At 42.6% G+C, this 19,108-nt stretch carries 16 protein-coding genes; 14 read left to right on the top strand and 2 right to left on the bottom strand.

Features of this window, described 5'->3' with window-relative positions; genetic code table 11:
* Positions 1 to 95: 95 nt before the first annotated feature.
* From infC to rplT, 3 genes are read left to right on the top strand one after another with little or no spacing between them, the layout of a single operon-like run.
* Positions 96 to 593: a translation initiation factor IF-3 gene (gene infC / locus MKY52_RS02670; protein WP_036679510.1), complete on the top strand. Its 498-nt coding sequence runs from the start codon at positions 96 to 98 to the stop codon at positions 591 to 593.
* Between the two features lie 60 nt (positions 594 to 653).
* Positions 654 to 854 (top strand): 50S ribosomal protein L35, encoded by a 201-nt coding sequence (gene rpmI / locus MKY52_RS02665; protein WP_036679507.1) that lies wholly within the window; start codon positions 654 to 656, stop codon positions 852 to 854.
* Positions 855 to 885: 31 nt separating this feature from the next.
* Positions 886 to 1,245: a 50S ribosomal protein L20 gene (gene rplT, locus MKY52_RS02660; RefSeq protein ID WP_042125073.1), complete on the top strand. Its 360-nt coding sequence runs from the start codon at positions 886 to 888 to the stop codon at positions 1,243 to 1,245.
* A 139-nt stretch (positions 1,246 to 1,384) separates the two neighbouring features.
* Here the strand turns inward: rplT and MKY52_RS02655 are convergent, their stop codons facing one another.
* The gene (locus MKY52_RS02655) at positions 1,385 to 1,927 is read right to left on the bottom strand and encodes an acyl-CoA thioesterase (protein WP_341049671.1); all 543 of its coding nucleotides are present in this window, start codon (positions 1,925 to 1,927) and stop codon (positions 1,385 to 1,387) included.
* 307 nt (positions 1,928 to 2,234) lie between these two features.
* Between MKY52_RS02655 and MKY52_RS02650 the strand changes: the two genes are divergently transcribed.
* From MKY52_RS02650 to MKY52_RS02630, 5 genes are all read left to right on the top strand, one after another.
* Positions 2,235 to 3,290: a BMP family lipoprotein gene (locus tag MKY52_RS02650; protein ID WP_042185713.1), complete on the top strand. Its 1,056-nt coding sequence runs from the start codon at positions 2,235 to 2,237 to the stop codon at positions 3,288 to 3,290.
* Between the two features lie 179 nt (positions 3,291 to 3,469).
* Entirely contained in the window at positions 3,470 to 5,008 is a 1,539-nt protein-coding gene (locus MKY52_RS02645; RefSeq protein WP_042125080.1) for an ABC transporter ATP-binding protein, read from the top strand.
* Positions 5,001 to 6,074: an ABC transporter permease gene (locus tag MKY52_RS02640; protein WP_042125082.1), complete on the top strand. Its 1,074-nt coding sequence runs from the start codon at positions 5,001 to 5,003 to the stop codon at positions 6,072 to 6,074. Before MKY52_RS02645 ends, MKY52_RS02640 begins: the two co-directional genes overlap by 8 nt.
* Entirely contained in the window at positions 6,075 to 7,031 is a 957-nt protein-coding gene (locus tag MKY52_RS02635; RefSeq protein WP_042125085.1) for an ABC transporter permease, read from the top strand.
* A 200-nt stretch (positions 7,032 to 7,231) separates the two neighbouring features.
* A complete protein-coding gene (locus MKY52_RS02630) occupies positions 7,232 to 7,585 on the top strand; it encodes a hypothetical protein (RefSeq protein WP_042125087.1) in 354 nt (117 codons plus the stop codon).
* 22 nt (positions 7,586 to 7,607) lie between these two features.
* Here the strand turns inward: MKY52_RS02630 and MKY52_RS02625 are convergent, their stop codons facing one another.
* Positions 7,608 to 8,054, bottom strand: coding sequence for a GNAT family N-acetyltransferase (locus MKY52_RS02625; RefSeq protein WP_042125089.1), 447 nt, complete (start codon positions 8,052 to 8,054; stop codon positions 7,608 to 7,610).
* A 590-nt stretch (positions 8,055 to 8,644) separates the two neighbouring features.
* Here MKY52_RS02625 and ilvB point away from each other — a divergent pair.
* The 6 genes from ilvB (at position 8,645) to MKY52_RS02595 (ending at position 18,985) form a co-directional block, all read left to right on the top strand.
* Positions 8,645 to 10,387 (top strand): biosynthetic-type acetolactate synthase large subunit, encoded by a 1,743-nt coding sequence (gene ilvB / locus MKY52_RS02620; protein WP_042125091.1) that lies wholly within the window; start codon positions 8,645 to 8,647, stop codon positions 10,385 to 10,387.
* Positions 10,384 to 10,872, top strand: coding sequence for an acetolactate synthase small subunit (ilvN, locus tag MKY52_RS02615; protein WP_170880323.1), 489 nt, complete (start codon positions 10,384 to 10,386; stop codon positions 10,870 to 10,872). The genes ilvB and ilvN overlap by 4 nt, the downstream gene beginning before the upstream one ends.
* Before the next feature lie 179 nt (positions 10,873 to 11,051).
* Positions 11,052 to 12,044 carry a ketol-acid reductoisomerase gene (gene ilvC / locus MKY52_RS02610; protein ID WP_036679485.1) on the top strand — a complete coding sequence of 331 codons (993 nt, stop codon included), beginning with the start codon at positions 11,052 to 11,054 and terminating at the stop codon, positions 12,042 to 12,044.
* A 102-nt stretch (positions 12,045 to 12,146) separates the two neighbouring features.
* Positions 12,147 to 13,688, top strand: a complete 1,542-nt coding sequence (locus MKY52_RS02605) for a 2-isopropylmalate synthase (protein WP_042125095.1) — start codon at positions 12,147 to 12,149, stop codon at positions 13,686 to 13,688.
* 250 nt (positions 13,689 to 13,938) lie between these two features.
* Entirely contained in the window at positions 13,939 to 17,856 is a 3,918-nt protein-coding gene (locus tag MKY52_RS02600; protein ID WP_341049669.1) for a collagen binding domain-containing protein, read from the top strand.
* 286 nt (positions 17,857 to 18,142) lie between these two features.
* Entirely contained in the window at positions 18,143 to 18,985 is an 843-nt protein-coding gene (locus MKY52_RS02595) for an MBL fold metallo-hydrolase (protein ID WP_042125099.1), read from the top strand.
* Positions 18,986 to 19,108: the final 123 nt, after the last annotated feature.

The following is a 19,108-nucleotide window of genomic DNA, read 5'->3' as shown; positions in this document are numbered from 1 at the left end:
GGGGTGTCGGGTGTTACCGGCACCCCTTTTTTATGGAGTAAGGCAGTATAGTTGTTAAAAAGATCCGGAGGTGGAGAGTTATCAGTAAGGAACATATGATCAATGATGAAATTCGGGCCAAAGAGGTACGGTTGGTTGGTGCGGAAGGTGAACAAATCGGAATTAAACCGATCCGCGAAGCGTTGCAAATGGCGATCGATCTTAATCTAGATTTAGTCAATGTAGCACCACAGGCTAAGCCGCCGGTATGCCGCATCATGGATTACGGCAAGTTCCGTTATGAAACGCAGAAGAAAGAGAAGGAAGCCCGTAAGAACCAGAAGGTCGTTGATATCAAGGAAGTCTGGTTCCGTGCTAACATTGAGGAACATGATTATCAAACCAAGTTCCGCAATGTGATCAAGTTCTTGGGTGAAGGCGATAAAGTAAAGTGCTCCGTTCGTTTCCGCGGACGTGAGATTACACATGCGAATATCGGCCAGAAAATCCTCGAGCGTGTTAAGAACGAAGTGGCTGATATATCTGTTGTTGAGCGCCAGCCTAAGCTGGAAGGTCGCAGCATGATTATGATCTTGGCTCCTAAAGCCCAATAAATCTGGAGTCACTTGCTTACATGCAATTTGGCGCCGCATAATATTCAAGGAGGAAACACCATGCCTAAGATGAAAACACATAGCAGCCTGAAAGGCCGCTTCAAAATTACCGGAACTGGTAAAGTAACACGTTACAAAGCTCACAAAAACCACTTGCTGTCCCACAAATCTAAACGCGCTAAGCGCGTTCTGAACGGTAATCCAGTAATGGCCCCTGGGGATGTAAGACGTTTGAAACAAGGATTGGCTAACTTGAAATAGTTTATCACACATTTTTGGGAGGTTTATTAATATGGCAAGAGTTAAGGGCGGATTTGTAGTTCGTCGTAGACATAAAAAAGTATTGAAATTGGCAAAAGGTTATTTCGGTTCTAAACACCGCATTTTTAAAACAGCTAAAGAACAAGTAATGAAATCGATGGTTTACGCTTACCGCGACCGTCGTCAAACTAAACGTAACTTCCGCAGACTGTGGATCGTTCGTATTAATGCAGCAGCTCGTTTGAACGGTCTTTCTTACAGCAAGCTTGTATACGGCCTGAAATTGGCTGGTGTAGAAGTTAACCGTAAGATGCTGGCTGATCTGGCTGTAAATGATCTTAACGCATTCAACTCCTTGGCTGGTATTGCCAAAGAGAAAATCAACGCGTAAGTGTTGTAATATAATCGAAAAGCACCGCCTGCGTGTTGCCCATGCAGCGGTGCTTTTTTGTGTGGTATGAAGTATATAAAATAAGGAAATGATTTCTCTGCCGTAAAAAAACGAGAAAAAAACTCTGCTTAATGCAGAGTTATTCCCAGTACTTCACAGTATTGAGCTCGGCAGCGAGCTTTTTACTGATGGTTCTTCTTGCTTTACGTAGCTCAGAACGTTCATTAGCTGATTCGCTGATCAATTTCTCTTCATCGGTCTCTGGGATTATGGCAGGAACTGGAGTGGGAGTACCATCCTCCCCAACTGCAACAAAGGTAAGGAATGAAGTGGCGGCGACGGCGCGCTCACCCGTATATAAGTTTTCTGAAATGATCTTTACGAATACCTCTATGCTTGTACGTCCGGTCCAAGAAACGAAGGATTCGAAACATACGGAGTCTGTAGGTCGGATGGGCCTCAAGAAGTCAACAGAGTCTGTAGAGGCTGTAACGACATTAGCACGGCAATGGCGCATAGCTGAGATGGAGGCTACTTCATCAATGCCGCTCATAAGCTTACCGCCAAACAATGTTTTGTGATTATTAACATCATTAGGGAAAACGCGTCCGGTTTTGAAGACACGGGATTCACGGCAATATTTAAAAGCCGGCATCGTTTGTGGATTTTTTTCATCGGTCATATCTGATAACTTCCTTTCAGTGCAAATACTAAGCAATCATAATAATAGAAAACACATAAGTGTGCAATAATATTTGTAATGTGTTGGAATACTATACAAAGTAAAATAAGGTTTTCTAACATCATTCAAACATGATGATAACATGTCGTGTCATGGAAAGCGGTTACTTACGAAAAAGTACAAATATTTATTGACCTGAGGTCATTTATGGACTGGATTTTAGATTTTATTGCAGTTATAATTTGATCTATGGAATGTCCAAGTAGAACACAGATGACATCCAATATTTTAAGGGGGATCACATTCAATGAAAAAAGTTTTCAAGCTATCTCTTGTAATGTTGCTGGCATTCACAGTAGTATTGGCCGGTTGCGGAAACAACAACGCTAAGAATGCTGCAAATGGCGAGACTAATGCAGGAACAAATGGCGGAACAAATGCCGCAAAATCTGATTTCAAATTTGGTATGGTTACTGACATCGGAGGCGTAAACGATAAATCGTTTAACCAATCCGCATGGGAAGCATTACAAGCTCTTGAAAAAGAAACAGGTTCTTCCGTTAAATATTTGCAAAGTAAATCAAACGCTGACTATGAGCCAAACCTTAACCAATTCGTTAAAGATGGCTACAACTTGACTTGGGGTATTGGTTTTGATCTTGGCGACGCAATTAAAAAGGTTGCTGGTGAGAACGCAAATGCTAACTTGGCAATTATTGATAGCGTTGTAGATGCTCCTAACGTAGCATCCGTTACTTTCTCTGAGAACGAAGGTTCCTTCTTGGTTGGTGTGGTTGCTGGTTTGACTACAAAAACTAACAAGGTAGCTTTTATCGGCGGTATGGAAAGCCCAGTAATCAAACGTTTTGAAGTAGGCTTTAAAGCTGGTGTATTAGCAGTTAAGCCTGACGCTAAAGTTACAATTACTTATGCAGGTGCATATGACAAGCCAGATACTGGTAAATCTCTTGCCGCTACATTATATAACGATGGTAATGACATCATCTTCCCTGCTGCTGGTGCAACAGGAAATGGCGTATTTAACGAAGCTAAATCCCGTAACAAAGCTGGCGGTGCAAAAGTTTGGGTTATCGGTGTAGACAAAGACCAATCCATTGAATTTGGTACGGACGTAACTTTGACTTCCATGATCAAACGAGTTGACGAAGCTGTGAAGAAGGTTTCCAAAGAAGTAATCGATGGTACTTTCAAAGGTGGTACTACAACTGTTCTTGGTTTGAAAGACAATGGTGTAGGTATCTCTGATACATCTAAAGTTAACGTTTCTGAAGAGATCTTGGCTAAAGTTGAAGATTACAAAAAACAAATCATTGATGGAACAATTACAGTTCCTACCGAGTAAGATCTCCCTTTTATTTGTCGGATTACAATAAGCAACAAAGAATAAGGCCGGTTATGTGCTGGCCTTATTCCTTGTTAAAGCACTGGTTATGATAAGTTGGACACAGTTATACCGTCTTGAAAAGGGCGGTACATCCGTGTCTGCATGGTAGTTATATATTCTGTGATGAGGGTGATTCCATGAGTGCTGCGGCTCCTGTCGTAGAGTTGAAGCAAATCACAAAACGATTTCCTGGTATTGTTGCTAACGATTCCATTAGCTTAACCTTAAAAAAGGGTGAGATTCTTGCATTGCTCGGTGAGAATGGTGCAGGTAAATCAACCCTAATGAATATCGTGTTTGGATTGTATCAACCGGACGAAGGTAGTATTGAAATCGACGGGAAACCGGTTATAATTGATAATCCCAATAAAGCGATTGAGCTTGGTATTGGTATGGTGCATCAGCATTTCAAGCTCGTGGAACCTTTTACGGTTACCGAGAATATTGTTCTTGGGATGGAGCCGAAGAAAGGCCTTAAAATTGACTATAAATCCGCTGCGGAACAGGTTCGGAAGCTATCGGAGCAATATGGCCTGCAAGTGAATCCAAATGCCGTTATTCATGACATTTCTGTAGGTATGCAGCAAAGGGTAGAAATTATGAAGACCCTGTACCGCGGAGCGGATATTCTCATATTTGATGAGCCGACTGCAGTACTTACGCCTCAAGAAATTACGGAATTGATGGCGATTATGAAGCGGCTTGTTGCAGAGGGAAAATCTATTATCCTGATTACGCATAAGCTTAAAGAAATTATGCAAATATCTGATCGGGTCACCATTATTAGACGCGGGAAAGTAATCGATACCGTAAATACCGCAGAGACTAATCCGAATGAACTAGCTGAGAAGATGGTTGGACGTGGCGTAACCTTCAAGGTAGATAAGAAGGCTCCTGAGGTTGGCAAAACTGTACTCGAGCTGAAGGATGTGAACAGCAAGAGTAAAGATGGTGTCTCAGTGCTGGACGGCCTTAGCTTTGATGTGAAAGCCGGAGAAATTCTCGGAATAGCTGGTGTAGATGGCAATGGACAGAGTGAACTGATTCAGGCTATTACAGGTCTGCGTAAAATTGATTCTGGTTCTATTCAGGTGTCTGGGAACGAGATAGCTAATTTATCCCCGCGTAAGATTACGGAGATGAATGTGTCTCATATTCCAGAGGACCGTCATAAGCATGGTTTGGTGCTTGATTTCTCAGTAAGTGAGAACATGGTTTTGGAAACTTACTATAAGAGTCCATATAACAAAAATGGCTTTATGCAAAATGATGTCATTGATAAATATGCTGAAGGTCTTGTGGAGCAATTTGATGTGCGTACACCTTCAATTCAGACCAAAGCACGTTCTCTATCCGGCGGAAATCAACAGAAAGCGATTATTGCTCGGGAAATAGATAAAGATCCGACATTACTTATTGCAGCACAACCAACACGCGGTCTAGATGTTGGGGCTATCGAGTTTGTTCAAAAGCAGCTTATCGCACAGCGTGACCAAGGAAAAGCTGTATTGCTCATTTCGTTTGAATTGGACGAGATTATGAATGTATCAGACAGAATTGCTGTTATCTATGAAGGCAAAATTGTCGGTGAAGTGTTCCCGCAGGATACGAATGACCAGGAACTGGGTCTTATGATGGCAGGCAGCTTGAAGCGGGGAGGTAAGGCAGTTGAATAAGTTCAAAAAAATCTTCACAACTGACAGCTATATCGTTCCTCTTGTCGCCATCGTACTTGGTTTTCTTGTGGGAGCAATAGTTATGCTTATGGGTGGTTATGATCCGATAACTGCTTACTCCGCACTGTTCTCACGTGTATTTGGTAACTTGTACAACTTTGGTGAAGCCGTGCGCGAAATGACGCCATTAATGCTCACTGGTTTAGCCGTAGCCTTTGCATTCCGTTCAGGGATGTTTAATATCGGGGCAGACGGACAAGTGATGATTGGTATGACAGCTGCAACCGTGGTGGGCATTAAATTTGCAGCCTTGCCAGGATTCATATTGGTTCCGCTTGCTGTTATTATAGCAGGGTTATGTGGAGGTCTGTGGGCTGGTATCGCTGGCTACTTGAAGGCCAAACGTGGGATTAATGAAGTTATTACCACGATCATGTTAAACTGGGTTGCTCTGTACTTGTCGAATTATATTGTAAGAGCATTTCTGTTACTCCCGGGACAGAATCGTTCCGAGGATATTCCAGCTTCACTTTCTATGACGTTCTTGAATTCGTTATTTGACAATGCACGTCTGCACTGGGGAACAGCTATTGCCCTTGCCGCAGCAGTATTCTTCTATGTCTACTTATGGAAGACTAAGCAAGGATATGAAATGCGTGCTGTTGGTTACAATCCTCATGCTGCCGAGTACGCAGGTATGAATGTTGGCCGTAACGTTGTAAAAGCAATGTTCATAAGTGGAGTATTTGCAGGGTTGGCCGGAGCAGGGGAGGTACTGGGTGTATTCCATTATCAATCTGTGTTCGCGGCATCACCAGGATATGGTTTTGATGGTATCGCAGTGGCTCTACTTGGTTTAACACATCCACTTGGTGTTGTTCTTGCTGCGATTCTCTATGGTACGTTGACTTATGGTTCTGCAGGAATGAGTTTTGCTGCAGATGTTCCTCCAGAGCTTATTCGTATCGTTATAGGTTCAATCATATTCTTTATTGCGGCACAAGGGATTGTGCGCTGGGTGCTTAAGCCCTTTTACTTCAAGCGCAAGAAAGAGAAGGTGTTATAGATGGATCTGCAGACGTTAGGTCAACTGCTTAATACAACGCTTGTTTTTTCCACAGCGCTTATTTTTGCCTCACTTGGCGGCATCTTCTCTGAACGCTCCGGTGTCGTAAATATTGGACTTGAAGGTTTGATGATGTTTGGTGCTTTTGCCGCAGCAGTGGGCGGTTATTATGCTCAAGATGCTGGGATGGGTGAATGGGCTCCTTGGATTGGCGTACTATGTGCTATGGCCGTCGGGGTAATTGGTTCACTAATTCATGCAGTTGCAGCTATTACCTTTAAATCGGATCAGACGATCAGTGGTACGGTTATTAACTTTTTAGCCGCAGGCAGTACGCTCTACATGGTAAAGCTGCTGTTTGATGGATCTGCTGAAACTCCACTAATCGATGGGTTTAACAAGGTTTCAATTCCTGGACTCTCCAAAATCCCAGTGATCGGTGAAGGGATATTTAATTCCTATCCGACCACTTATCTGGCCATTGTGCTGGTTATTGTTATTTATTTCGTTTTGTTTAAAACGCCATTTGGACTGCGTTTACGCGCAGTAGGTGAACATCCTAGTGCTGCAGACACCTTAGGGGTCAAGGTGAAGCGGATGAGATATATCGGCGTAATGCTGAGTGGATTGCTGGCTGGTATCGGTGGTGCTACAATCACTCTAACTACAACCGGAACCTTTGGACATAATACGATTTCAGGTCAAGGTTTTATCGCTATTGCAGCGATGATCTTTGGTAAGTGGAATCCGCTTGGTGCCTTTGGCGCTGCTGTATTCTTCGGATTCTCTCAAGCGATCCGTAACTACGTACAATTGTTTGAATGGTCAAAGGACATTCCACAAGAGTTTATCTTTATGATTCCTTACGTATTAACGATCATTGTATTGGTGGGTGCTGTAGGTCGTTCCGCTGCTCCTAAGGCATTAGGTCAGCCTTACGATCCTGGTAAACGCTAGATCTTTTCGATTTTTTGCTTATATCATTATCAAGCCGTATTTCCGGACTTTTCCGGAGATACGGCTTTTTTTGTTAGGATCGATATGGATAAACATTAAGAGGTAAGGGCAAGTGTACAGGCGAAGGTACTTTTGTGCGAATAAACTGTTTTGAAGATGGCGGGAATCAGAGGCATGCAAAACTTTTTGGAGGGGATATTATGACTAAGCCAGTTACGAAAAAGCAGGTTATGAGGCTCATAGGTAAACAGATCATCGCTGTGAAAAAAGATGGCACACAGGTTACAGGAAAGTTGCTTCGTGTATCAGGAAATCGTCTTATTTTGCAACGTGTAAGTGGTAAAAAAGTACAAACTAAAGCAATCATTCCATTAGTGTTGTTTGATTTGCTCGCCATTGGTACTGCCCCTTATGCTTATGGTGGAGGTTATGGCGGTGGCTATGGAGGAGGCTATGGTGGAGCTACACCTTATGGTGGCGGTTACGGATATGGAACTCCTTATGGAGGTTATGGGTACGGAGGCACACCATATTCACCTTTTGGATTCTTTTGAGTTCCGATAAGTGCTGCTTTGGCTAGGAGAATCGTTTCTCAAGCTCGTAACAAAAACTTAGCGATTGATAACGGGCTACGCTGTAGCCCAATTTTCGATAAAAGGCTAGCGCTGCTGCATTCCCTAGATCGACAGATACCTTAGAACGATGACAACCGCGAGAAAGTGCAAATCTTTCTGCCCGATCCATAAGCATATTTCCCAAGTGTTTTCGCCGAGCATCTGGTGCAATGGCTAGCATATCGATGTAGAGTAAATCACCATGCAGCAAGAAATGGACAAACCCGTTTGGATCGCTTTCATAGTCGGGACAGGTGACAAGTGTGATTCCGTGTCCTAGACGACGGGGTAAATCCTTTTTGATTTTAGTGATTTCAGTTTGCGGCAGATGAGATAATGGAACGAGCTGTCGCTCGATTAAATCAAAAATAACAACGTCATCCTGCTTCGGTCGACGATAACGAATCATAGAGCGTCCCCTTTCCACGCATTGTCGTACATCATATGTTGGGAGAGGGGCAGGCGTTCCGAGAGGGTAGAAGCAGGAGTTGTGACGATTTTAAAAATAAGGGTATTGACTATCCGTGATAGGAATCATATAATGTGTCTAAACATTTTAACGAACATACATGTATCGGCAATGATGAGGACGAAGTTTTAAGGGCTCTTTTGCTCAGAGAGTGTGAGGATTTGCTGCAACCTCCACCGAAATCCCTTATATACGAGCTCACCTCGGAGCTGTTTCCCTGAAAGGTCCACTGGCTAGAGTGGTGGAATTATTAGGGGGAATCGTTTAGTCCGCGTTACGGACTTCAGGTTACAGAGATTAGGGCCCTTGCCTACATCGATGGATTTTTGTATACCTGATAAGGCGTTGCATCGCGAGATGTAATGCAAACATGGGTGGTACCACGGAAGATCAACCTTTCGTCCCTCACGCGCTAATACTGTGCGTGGGAGGCGGAAGGTTTTTTTGTTTTATAAATAACTATTTGCTGATGTATAGAGGACGGTCCGTCATTTGCATAATGAATGTTAAATATCGGAGGAGGAATACTGATGAGCGCGCAAATACCGGAATTACGGTCTACAGAGCAGCTAAAAGAAAAATGGATGGAGCCGGAAGTTATTACCGGTTCGGAAATACTACTCCGCAGCCTTGTATTGGAGGGTGTAGACACAGTATTCGGATATCCAGGTGGAGCTGTATTGTACATTTATGATGCATTGTACGGTTTTACGGATTTCAATCACGTGTTAACACGTCATGAGCAAGGAGCGATTCATGCAGCTGACGGTTACGCTAGAGCAAGTGGCAAACCAGGGGTGTGTATCGCAACCTCGGGTCCTGGCGCAACAAACCTTGTAACAGGTATTGCTACAGCATATATGGACTCCACTCCATTGGTCGTAATCACAGGTAACGTTTTCTCAAGCCTGATCGGTACAGATGCTTTCCAGGAAGCAGACATTACTGGAATCACGATGCCAATCACTAAACACAGCTACTTTGTAAGAGATGTTGAGGATCTCCCTCGCGTAATACATGAAGCTTTCCATGTGGCGAATACCGGTCGTAAAGGTCCAGTATTGATCGATATACCGAAAGATGTGTCGGCAGCAAAGACGTTGTTCACACCAGTGAAGACCGTAAATCTTCGTGGCTACAACCCTTGTACAGTTCCAAACAAACTGCAGCTTGATAAACTGGTTCGTGCGATTGAGGTTGCTGAACGTCCGATTATCATTGCAGGTGGTGGAGTTATCTATTCCGGAGCACATGAGGCTATGTTCGAATTCGTGAAACGGACAGAGATTCCAATAACTACAACCTTGCTGGGACTTGGAGCCTTCCCAAGTGCTGAAGAGCTTTGGATGGGAATGCCAGGTATGCATGGCACATATACCGCAAACAATGCGATTCAGCAATGCGATCTGCTCATTAATATCGGTGCCCGCTTCGATGACCGTGTTACGGGTAGGCTGGACGGCTTCGCGCCAAAAGCCAAGATCGTGCATATCGATATCGATCCTGCAGAAATCGGAAAAAATGTATCGCCTGATATTCCGATCGTTGGAGATGTAAAAACTGTACTGGAAATGCTGATTCCTGAGGTTGGCCGTGCATCTAAGGCTGATGCTTGGAGAACGCATATCGCGCAGTCGAAGCTTGATCAGCCACTTCGGTATAAAGATTCGGAGACAGAGCTTAAACCACAATGGGTTATTGAAATGATTAATGACACCACTAATGGTGAAGCGATTGTTACTACGGACGTTGGCCAGCATCAAATGTGGGCAGCACAATATTACAAGTTCAATCATCCGCGTTCATGGATTACTTCAGGTGGTCTTGGAACGATGGGCTTCGGATTCCCATCAGCTATCGGTGCGCAAATGGCACATCCTGAACGGTTGGTAGTATCGATTAACGGGGATGGCGGTATGCAAATGTGTTCCCAAGAGCTGGCGATTTGTGCGATTAACAATATACCTGTCAAAATCGTTGTTATTAATAATCAAGTGCTTGGAATGGTTCGCCAATGGCAGAATCTTATCTATGACAAACGTTATAGCTATACAGACCTTGCAGGTAGTCCGGATTTCGTTAAGCTGGCTGAGGCCTATGGTGTAAAAGGTCTACGGGCGACGAATAAGGAAGAAGCACGTGATGCATGGCAGAAAGCTCTGGAAACACCGGGTCCAGTATTGGTAGAATTCGTTGTTCCAAAAGACGAGAATGTCTACCCGATGGTAACTCAAGGTTCAACCATCGATCATATGCTGATGGGGGATGAATAACAGTGACAAGACATACGATTTCTGTACTCGTAAATGACCAGCCAGGTGTGCTTCAGCGGGTGTCAGGCTTGTTCGGTCGCCGTGGATTTAATATTGAGAGTATTACAGTCGGCCAGTCCGAAGAGGTTGGATTATCCCGGATGGTTATCGTTACTCTTGGCGACCAGCATACCCTTGAACAAATCGAGAAGCAGCTCTATAAGCTAATTGATGTTATCAAAGTTGTTGATCTTGGAGCTAAGCCGATGGTTGCACGCGAGCTGGCTCTGATTAAAGTGAATGCTGATCCAAGTGAGCGTCCGGAAATTTTGGGTGTAGTTGAGACTTTCCGTGCTTCAGTTGTCGATATCGGCAGCACCACTATACTGGTGCAGGTAGTTGGGGAGACACAGAAGATTGACGCGATGATCGAGCTATTGAAGCCTTATGGAATCAGAGAGCTGTCTCGCACAGGTGTTACGGCTATGGTACGTGGCAACTCTTAAATAGTTTATTTTGCGACTTTAACGGATTACTGCTTGATTGCATTAATCTGATATGATATGAATGACATTCCCGCTAAAGAGCGGGAGCTTGAGGAGCAGCTTGATCTAATCGACGAATCCAGTTCTCTTGAAGCACCCGCTCTTTATGATGGGTCTCAAATTAAAGGAGGATATTGACAATGGCAGTTACAACGTACTATGAACAGGATGCAGAACTTAGTGTATTAAAAGGAAAGACAATTGCGGTAATCGGGTACGGAAGCCAAGGACATGCCCAAGCACAAAACCTACGTGACAGTGGTCTTCAAGTTGTCATCGGTCTTCGTGAAGGTAAATCTTTTGAAACTGCGAAAAATGACGGTTTTGAAGTATTGCCAGTAGCTGAAGCAGTATCCCGTGCAGATGTTGTGCAAATCTTAATGCCAGATGAAACTCAAGCATCCGTATATAAAAATGAAGTGGAACCAAACCTCAAAAAAGGCGCAGCTTTGATGTTCTCCCACGGCTTTAACGTACACTTCGGACAAATCGTTGCTCCTAAAGATGCGGACGTGCTGCTCGTAGCACCAAAATCTCCAGGTCACATGGTTCGTCGTACTTATGTTGAAGGCTTCGGCGTTCCTGGCTTGATTGCTATCGAACAAGATGCAACAGGTAAAGCGAAAGAAATCGGTCTTGCTTATGCAAAAGGTATTGGTTGTACACGTGCAGGAGTTATCGAAACTTCTTTCCGCGAAGAAACCGAAACCGACTTGTTCGGCGAACAAGCAGTACTTTGTGGTGGTGTATCCGCACTGATCAAAGCTGGATTCGAAACTTTGACAGAAGCAGGCTATGCTCCTGAAATGGCTTACTTCGAATGTCTGCACGAATTGAAACTGATCGTTGACATGGTATACGAAGGCGGATTGTCCAGCATGCGCGATTCCATCAGTAACACTGCGGAATATGGTGACTATGTAACTGGACCACGCATTGTAACTGAAGATACTAAAAAAGCAATGAAAGCTGTTCTGACAGATATTCAAGAAGGTAAATTCGCTCGTGACTTTATCCTTGAGAACCAATCCGGACGTGCTTTCCTTACCGCTACTCGCCGCAACGAAGCTGCTCACCCAGTAGAAGTTGTAGGTAGCCAATTGCGTGAAATGATGCACTGGATTAAGAAATAATCATATTCATACTTATGATTAAATAGTGTTACCTTCAAATGCGGCCGTGACTTTGCGAGCCGCATTTGAGAGTTTCAGCACAATCTTTGGGAGGTGCTTAGCATGCGGAAAATTTATGTGTTCGATACGACACTGCGAGATGGAGAGCAGTCACCAGGTGTGAACCTCAACACGCGTGAGAAAGTGGAGATCGCTTACCAGTTAGAGAAGCTGGGAATTGATCGCATGGAAGCGGGTTTTCCTGCAGCTTCTCCAGGTGATCTAGCTTCTGTTAATGCGGTGGCAAGAGCTGTGAAGAACGTCACGGTAATCGGCCTTTCTCGTTCTAGAGAGACAGATATTGATGCTGTAAAAGAAGCACTACAGGGAGCGCAGGACCCTTGTATTCATATTTTTCTAGCTACATCTCCTATTCACCGGCAGCATAAGCTGCGGATGGATAAGGCTCAGGTGTTGGAAACTGCACAGTCTGCTATCCGATACGCTAAGAAATATTTCCCTAAGCTCGAGTTTTCATTAGAAGACGCGGGCCGTACGGAGTATGATTTCATGGCTGAAATGGTCGGCATGGCTATCCGGGAAGGGGCTAATGTTGTTAATATCCCGGATACTGTAGGTTACTTGAATCCTTCGGAGTACGGAGCTATCTTTAAATATCTAAAAGAGAATGTGCCTGATATTGAACGCGTACAGCTTAGTGCTCATTGTCATAACGATCTTGGCATGGCTACAGCAAATACGCTGGCTGCGATTCAGAATGGTGCAGATCAGATCGAAGGAACGATCAACGGTATCGGTGAACGTGCCGGGAACACAGCGATTGAAGAAGTGGCATTGGCGCTGGAGACACGCGCTGAATTCTTTGGCGCAAAAACATCCTTAACTTTGTCCGAGATTTCTCGCACAAGTCGCTTGGTCAGCAAGTTGACAGGTATGGTAGTCCCAGGGAATAAGGCGATTGTAGGAGCTAATGCATTTGCTCATGAATCGGGTATTCACCAGGACGGAATGCTGAAAGAGAAAACCACTTATGAGATCATGACACCGGAGACCATTGGACTTAAAGAGAGCAAACTGGTACTTGGTAAGCACTCTGGACGCCATGCTTTCCGCGATAAGCTAAGTGATCTAGGGTATGATTTATCTGAAGAAGAGCTTAATACAGCTTTTTCAAGGTTTAAAGACTTGGCGGATAAGAAAAAAGAAGTGTCGGATGAAGATATTTTGGCATTAATTGAAGAGAAACTAATTGATACGCCAGAAGTATTCAGACTTCAGACGATTTACGTTACTTACGGTAATAAAGCTGTTCCAACTGCTAAGGTGATTATCGATGGTCCGGAAGCGGAGCCTATTGTAGCAGAGGCAGAAGGCAATGGTTCTGTAGATGCCATCTACAATGCTATTGATAAAGCCACGGGTGAGGAAGTTACCCTTGGGGACTATTCCATTAAATCCGTCTCCCGTGGTAAAGATGCACAGGGCGAGGTTCATGTAGTACTGTCGCAGGGTGAAGTTGCTGCACAGGGCCGTGGACTTAGTACCGATATTCTGGAAGCGAGTGCCCGTGCTTATATTGATGCGCTTAACAAGCTTCTAGAGAAGCGTAAAACTTACACCAAACGTGACCACGCAAGTATATAAGTGAAATTATATTGTGCAGAAATTTACTAATACTTAGAGGAAGCCCTGACAGTGAACTCACTGTCAGGGCTTTTTTGTTATTCAAAAAATTTGCTAATTGAGCCAATTCTGGCGAAATTTCAGATCTGTTCAGAAATTGTTCATGTCGGCAAATTACAATCGAAGGGAGATTATTGAAGTATTTGGAGAACAAACAACTTAGAAATAGTCGAGTAAGTACTTTTATAGGAAGAAGGAGGACTTTCGTTTTATGTGGAAAAAGAAAATTGGTTTATGGATGGTAGTAATACTTCTTAGTACGCAGTTTTTCAATGCTTTTGGCTTCGATTCTCAGGTCAAAGCAAAGGCGATTGAGAACAGTGCTAATATCATTACAAGTGTGACGATGTCTGTATATGAGAATGGGGTACAGGTCACAGATTCTGTTTACAAGCTGAGCTCCACCGTGAAGTTGAACTATAACTGGGCGGTTCCAGATGGAAGTGATTATGTTGCAGGTGATACTTTTACATTTGAACTACCAGAAGGGTTTGTGCTCGAGAAAGACTTTTTGAATAAAAAGATTATGATTGAAGGGCAAGAACTGGGGCATTACGACATTATAAAAGGGAGTCCTAACAAAGTTACCTTAACATTCACCGGTGAAGTCGGAGAATATTTCGATGTCAAAGGTGCAATTGAAGTGGAGACTCGTTTTGACACAACAAAGTTTACGGATACTATACCCTATACGATTAAGTTTCCGATAAATGGTGGTGCAGAGCAGGAGTTTACAGTTCAATTTAAACCTGAGGTTAGTTCTACTATTGACAAAGATGGAGTTGCGGTAGGCACTAATCAAGGAAATTATAATGCCAAACAGATTAAATGGACTGTTGATGTGAACAAAGTTATGGATAGTGTATATGGAGCTGCTGTAACTGATGTAATCCCTACGGGTTTAGCTTTAACTGATATAAGTGATATCAAGGTCAGTAAGCTTAATGTAGCGTTAAACGGTACTGTATCTCCGGGTGCTCCTTTAAACAATAGTCAATATTCTGCAACTCTAGTGGGGAACACCCTAGAGGTAAAGTTTATTACCCCTGATATTAATACACCTATTACGGAAGCATACCGTATTGAATACGTTACGGATGTTATTGATGATACTAAAACCACTTTTGTAAACACGGCAACTTTCAAGGGGAATAATACAGGACCTTTTTCAGATAATGCAAGTGTATCTCTTAATCATGGAGCATTATTGAAGAAATCTTTTCTCAGTTATAATTCCGTGACACAGGACACTTATTGGGCGATTGAGTACAATTATGGTGAAAAATCGATCTCTAAAGCAGATGCCAAATTGTTCGATTATTATACGGACTCTCAACAGTTTGTACCTAGCTCTCTGAAGGTATATAAATTAGATTTCACTAAGTCTAAAGATAATCCTGATAAAGTTTTAGTAACTGACTACACAGTATCTGAGAATACTTTAGCTCCGAAAGCAGGGCTGAAAAATTTCGAATTATCATTTAATAATAATATTTCGAATGCTTACAAGATCGAGTATCAGACCCGGGCGAAAGATCGCATCGAAGAAGCAACAAAGGTTTCAAATACTGTTACTACTATAGTTAATGGTGTTACTAATGACAAGCCTGCGAGCGGGACACTTAATCAAGATATTATCTCCAAGAAGGTTGGACAGGCTAATTACGCTGATAAAACTATAAGCTGGACAATAAAAATTAATAGTGATAAAAAAGTAATGAATAATGTAGTGATTACGGATACCTTCCCTAACAGAGGTTTGAAATTTACTGATGTTGGGTTTGTTATCAAAGATGATAGCGGTAAACTAGTGGACTCTTCTATGTATACTCTTGATGATTCAAAACCTACAGAAGGTTTTACCGTGAAATTCAACTCATCAATAGATAAGACTTATACAATTACTTACAAAACGTATTTCAATAATGATTGGTTGAAGAATAGTAATGGGACTGTATATGATTGGGTTAAGAACGAAGTGAAATTTTTGAATAGAGCTTCTGTTGTATGGAATGACCCGTCCAAACCTACAGAAACGAAAACCATCACGGTTGAGGATACATTCTATCCTGATTCAAAAGCAAAGAATAATGGCTACAAAAACGGTTCCTATGACGCTCAAACCAAAGAGATTTCTTGGGAAATAGGGATTAACTACAATAGCAAAGAGCTTGATAAAGCTGTGCTTGTTGATACGTTAGAAGATAAACAGCAGTTGATAGAGGGATCTATAAAGGTTTATGAACTTTCGATAGAAAGCAGTGGTAACCCTAAAGTAGGAAAAGAAGTCACTGTTACTGCCAGCTCTAATCCCAAACTATATTCTGTAGATTACAATAAAACGACTAAATTGTTGAAAATAAGCTTTAATGAAAAAATTGCTAAGCCTTATTTGATTAAATTCAGCACCAGCTTAAAGGATCAAGTGGTCGAGAATGGAACGATTTACAATACAGCTAAGCTGTCTGACAATGGTGTGCCTGTATCAAAAGATTTGAAAAGTGAAGTTAGCATTCCAAACGGTGGTAAAAATGATCAATATGTTACCAAGTCAGGAGTACAGGACCCTAAAAATGAGACAAAACTAAATTGGACTTTAAAGATCAACTATAACCAATCTCTTGTAGAAGATGCACAAATCATTGATAATCCGGACGCTAATCAAATGTTCTTGCCGGAGTCATTCCGGTTGCTGCCGACAACAATTTTAAAGGATGGCACAGTCAATGAATCTGGTCCAGCACTCATTCAAGGAGCGGACAAGGATTATACGCTTGAATTTACAAAGGATGACAAGACAGGTGCAGAGCAATTTAAATTGAAGTTCAATAAAACGATTGAGAAACCTTTTATTTTGAAGTATGACTCTATAATTTTAGAGGCGAAAAATGGTGGGAAAATTAGTAACTCTGTTAAATTTAGTGGTAATGGATCCCAAACGGAAACCCAATCCAAAGAATCAAGTGTAACTGTAGTATTTTCGGATTCTAGTGGAATTGGACAAGGGACTAGAAAAGAATTAGCTGTCAAGAAAGTAGATGCAGCAGATAATAGTAAAGTTCTTGAAGGAGCTATCTTCAATTTATATCGCGTGTCTGGATCGGAAGAGGTTTTATTTAGCACATCTATTCCGACAGATAAAGACGGTAAAACAGTATTTAAAGATCTCCGGCCTGGTAAATACTTCTTGCAAGAAAAAACGGCACCTATTGGATATATCAAGGATGCAAATAAATATGAGGTGAAATTTAGTTCAACAACAGTTACAGATATGACTGTAACGAATCAAAAGATAGTGACGCCAACAACAGCACCAACAATAGCGCCAACAACAGCACCAACAACAGCACCAACAACAGCACCAACAACAGCACCAACAACAGCACCAACAACAGCGCCAACAACAGCACCAACAACAGCACCAACAACAGCGCCAACAACAGCGCCAACAACAGCACCAACAACAGCACCAACAACAGCGCCAACAACAGCACCAACAACAACACCGACGGCAACGCCGACGGAAACACCTGTGTCGACAGTAACACCTACGTCAACGCCAGACAATCCAATTTTCCCTGTGTCGACTCCGACGTCAATACCGGGAGTAATCGTTACTGCTACTCCATCCCCAACACCAGTGGTGGCAACGCCAACTGTGACACCAACAGTAACAGCAACACCGGTTATCACGGCGGTGCCAACTAGCGCTCCTGTTGTTCCGAAAGTGACGCCACCTGTAGAGAAACTGACTACAGATGAGGAAGTTCCTCTTGAAGGTGAAATCCCACTTGGGGGCGTGCCGAGTGTCGGTGAAAAGCCAGATCATGGTAAGGTGACAATTACTAAAGATGGCAAGTGGATTTATACACCAGATCCAGGCTTCATTGGCAAAGACAAGTTCACGATCATTGTGACAGATGAGAATGGAAATGAAGAAGAGATTGAGATCGAGATTGATGTCGAGGAAGTACCGACAGGTACTGTGAAAGAACCAGGGGATAACAGCAATAAACCAACAGAGCTTCCGAAAACGGGAGAAGACAGTGCACTTCCTATTTACTTAGTAGGTGGAGGTCTAGTTCTTGTGGGATTTGTGTTAGCTCGAAGATTTAAACGAAGTAATTAATATATCGTAATGATAAGGGTGCTGTCCCGGCACTCAACACCCATAGGATAAAAGTCAACGGAGCAAGGCTCCTCCTGTTATTGGAGGAGCCTTGCTTTTTTTTGGTCTATGGCTACTCGTTTCATAACCTTCTTCACTTACTACCCAACTCCCAACGAAGTGAACCTTGACGAAAATGGGATTTTCACTCATTATTCGTAATGTAGCGCCAGCGACACTATTTAGCATATATCTTTTTTTTACTAATTAGTAAGCGCTATCATAAAATGCGCTGGGAGATGATACCATGGAATTTATGTATTTAGGAACTGGAGCAAGCGAGGGTTATCCAGCTTTATTTTGTCAATGTGAACGTTGCTCTATGGCGATGGAGCTTGGTGGCAAGAATATTCGCGCTCGTACAGGAGCGCTTATTAACTCTGATTTGCTGCTGGATTTCTCACCTGATATGTATATGAATAAGCTTCGTTACAAATTGGATTTGGGGAAAGTTAATCATTTGATTGTTACGCATTCGCATACTGATCATTTTGCAGCAGCAGAGCTCATGATGAGGCATGAACATTGGTATTGTCAGCTGCAGGAGAGTGGAAAAAAACTGCATATTTACGGAAATGAAACGGTAGAAGAAACGATGAAATCAGCTCTTCGCTATGATTATGGAACCGATACGATTGAAGATCCTTTTTACGAGTTTCATATCATACAGCCTTTCATGCCCTTCACTCTTGGAGAAGTGACAGTAACCGCATTGCCAGCCCATCACAAGCCGGATGAACATAGCTTTATCTATCTACTTGAGCAGAATAACACAAGATTCTTATACGGCAATGATAGTGGTATATTCAGTGATGAAACCTTCAATTATCTACGTGATAAGCACCTGGACGTTGTTAGTCTGGATTGTAATTATGGGCTAGAGGATAGATATGATTATCATATGGGGATCTCCGGTTGTCGGATAGTAAGAGAACGTTTGCTTGACCAAAATAGTTGTGATACTAGTACATCATTTATTCTGACTCATTTCTCTCACTACAGCGCAGAGTTGCATGATACTTTAGTTAAGAATACAGCAGAGGAGAATTTCATCATTTCCTATGATGGGATGAAAGTCTTCTTAGCATGACGTGATGATAGTCTATCTATAATTAAAAGAATAGTCATTACCCGTAAAATCCTCCCTTGAGGAAAGGACTACTTTACGGGTCTTTTTTATAGCTTTAAGGGCTCAAAATGAGTAGATACGGAG

The sequence above is a fragment of the Paenibacillus sp. FSL P4-0184 genome (assembly GCF_038004625.1).
Lineage (GTDB): Bacteria > Bacillota > Bacilli > Paenibacillales > Paenibacillaceae > Paenibacillus_AQ.
Note: the sequence above shows the minus strand (reverse complement) of the source record. Positions and strands in the feature narration are given on the sequence as shown.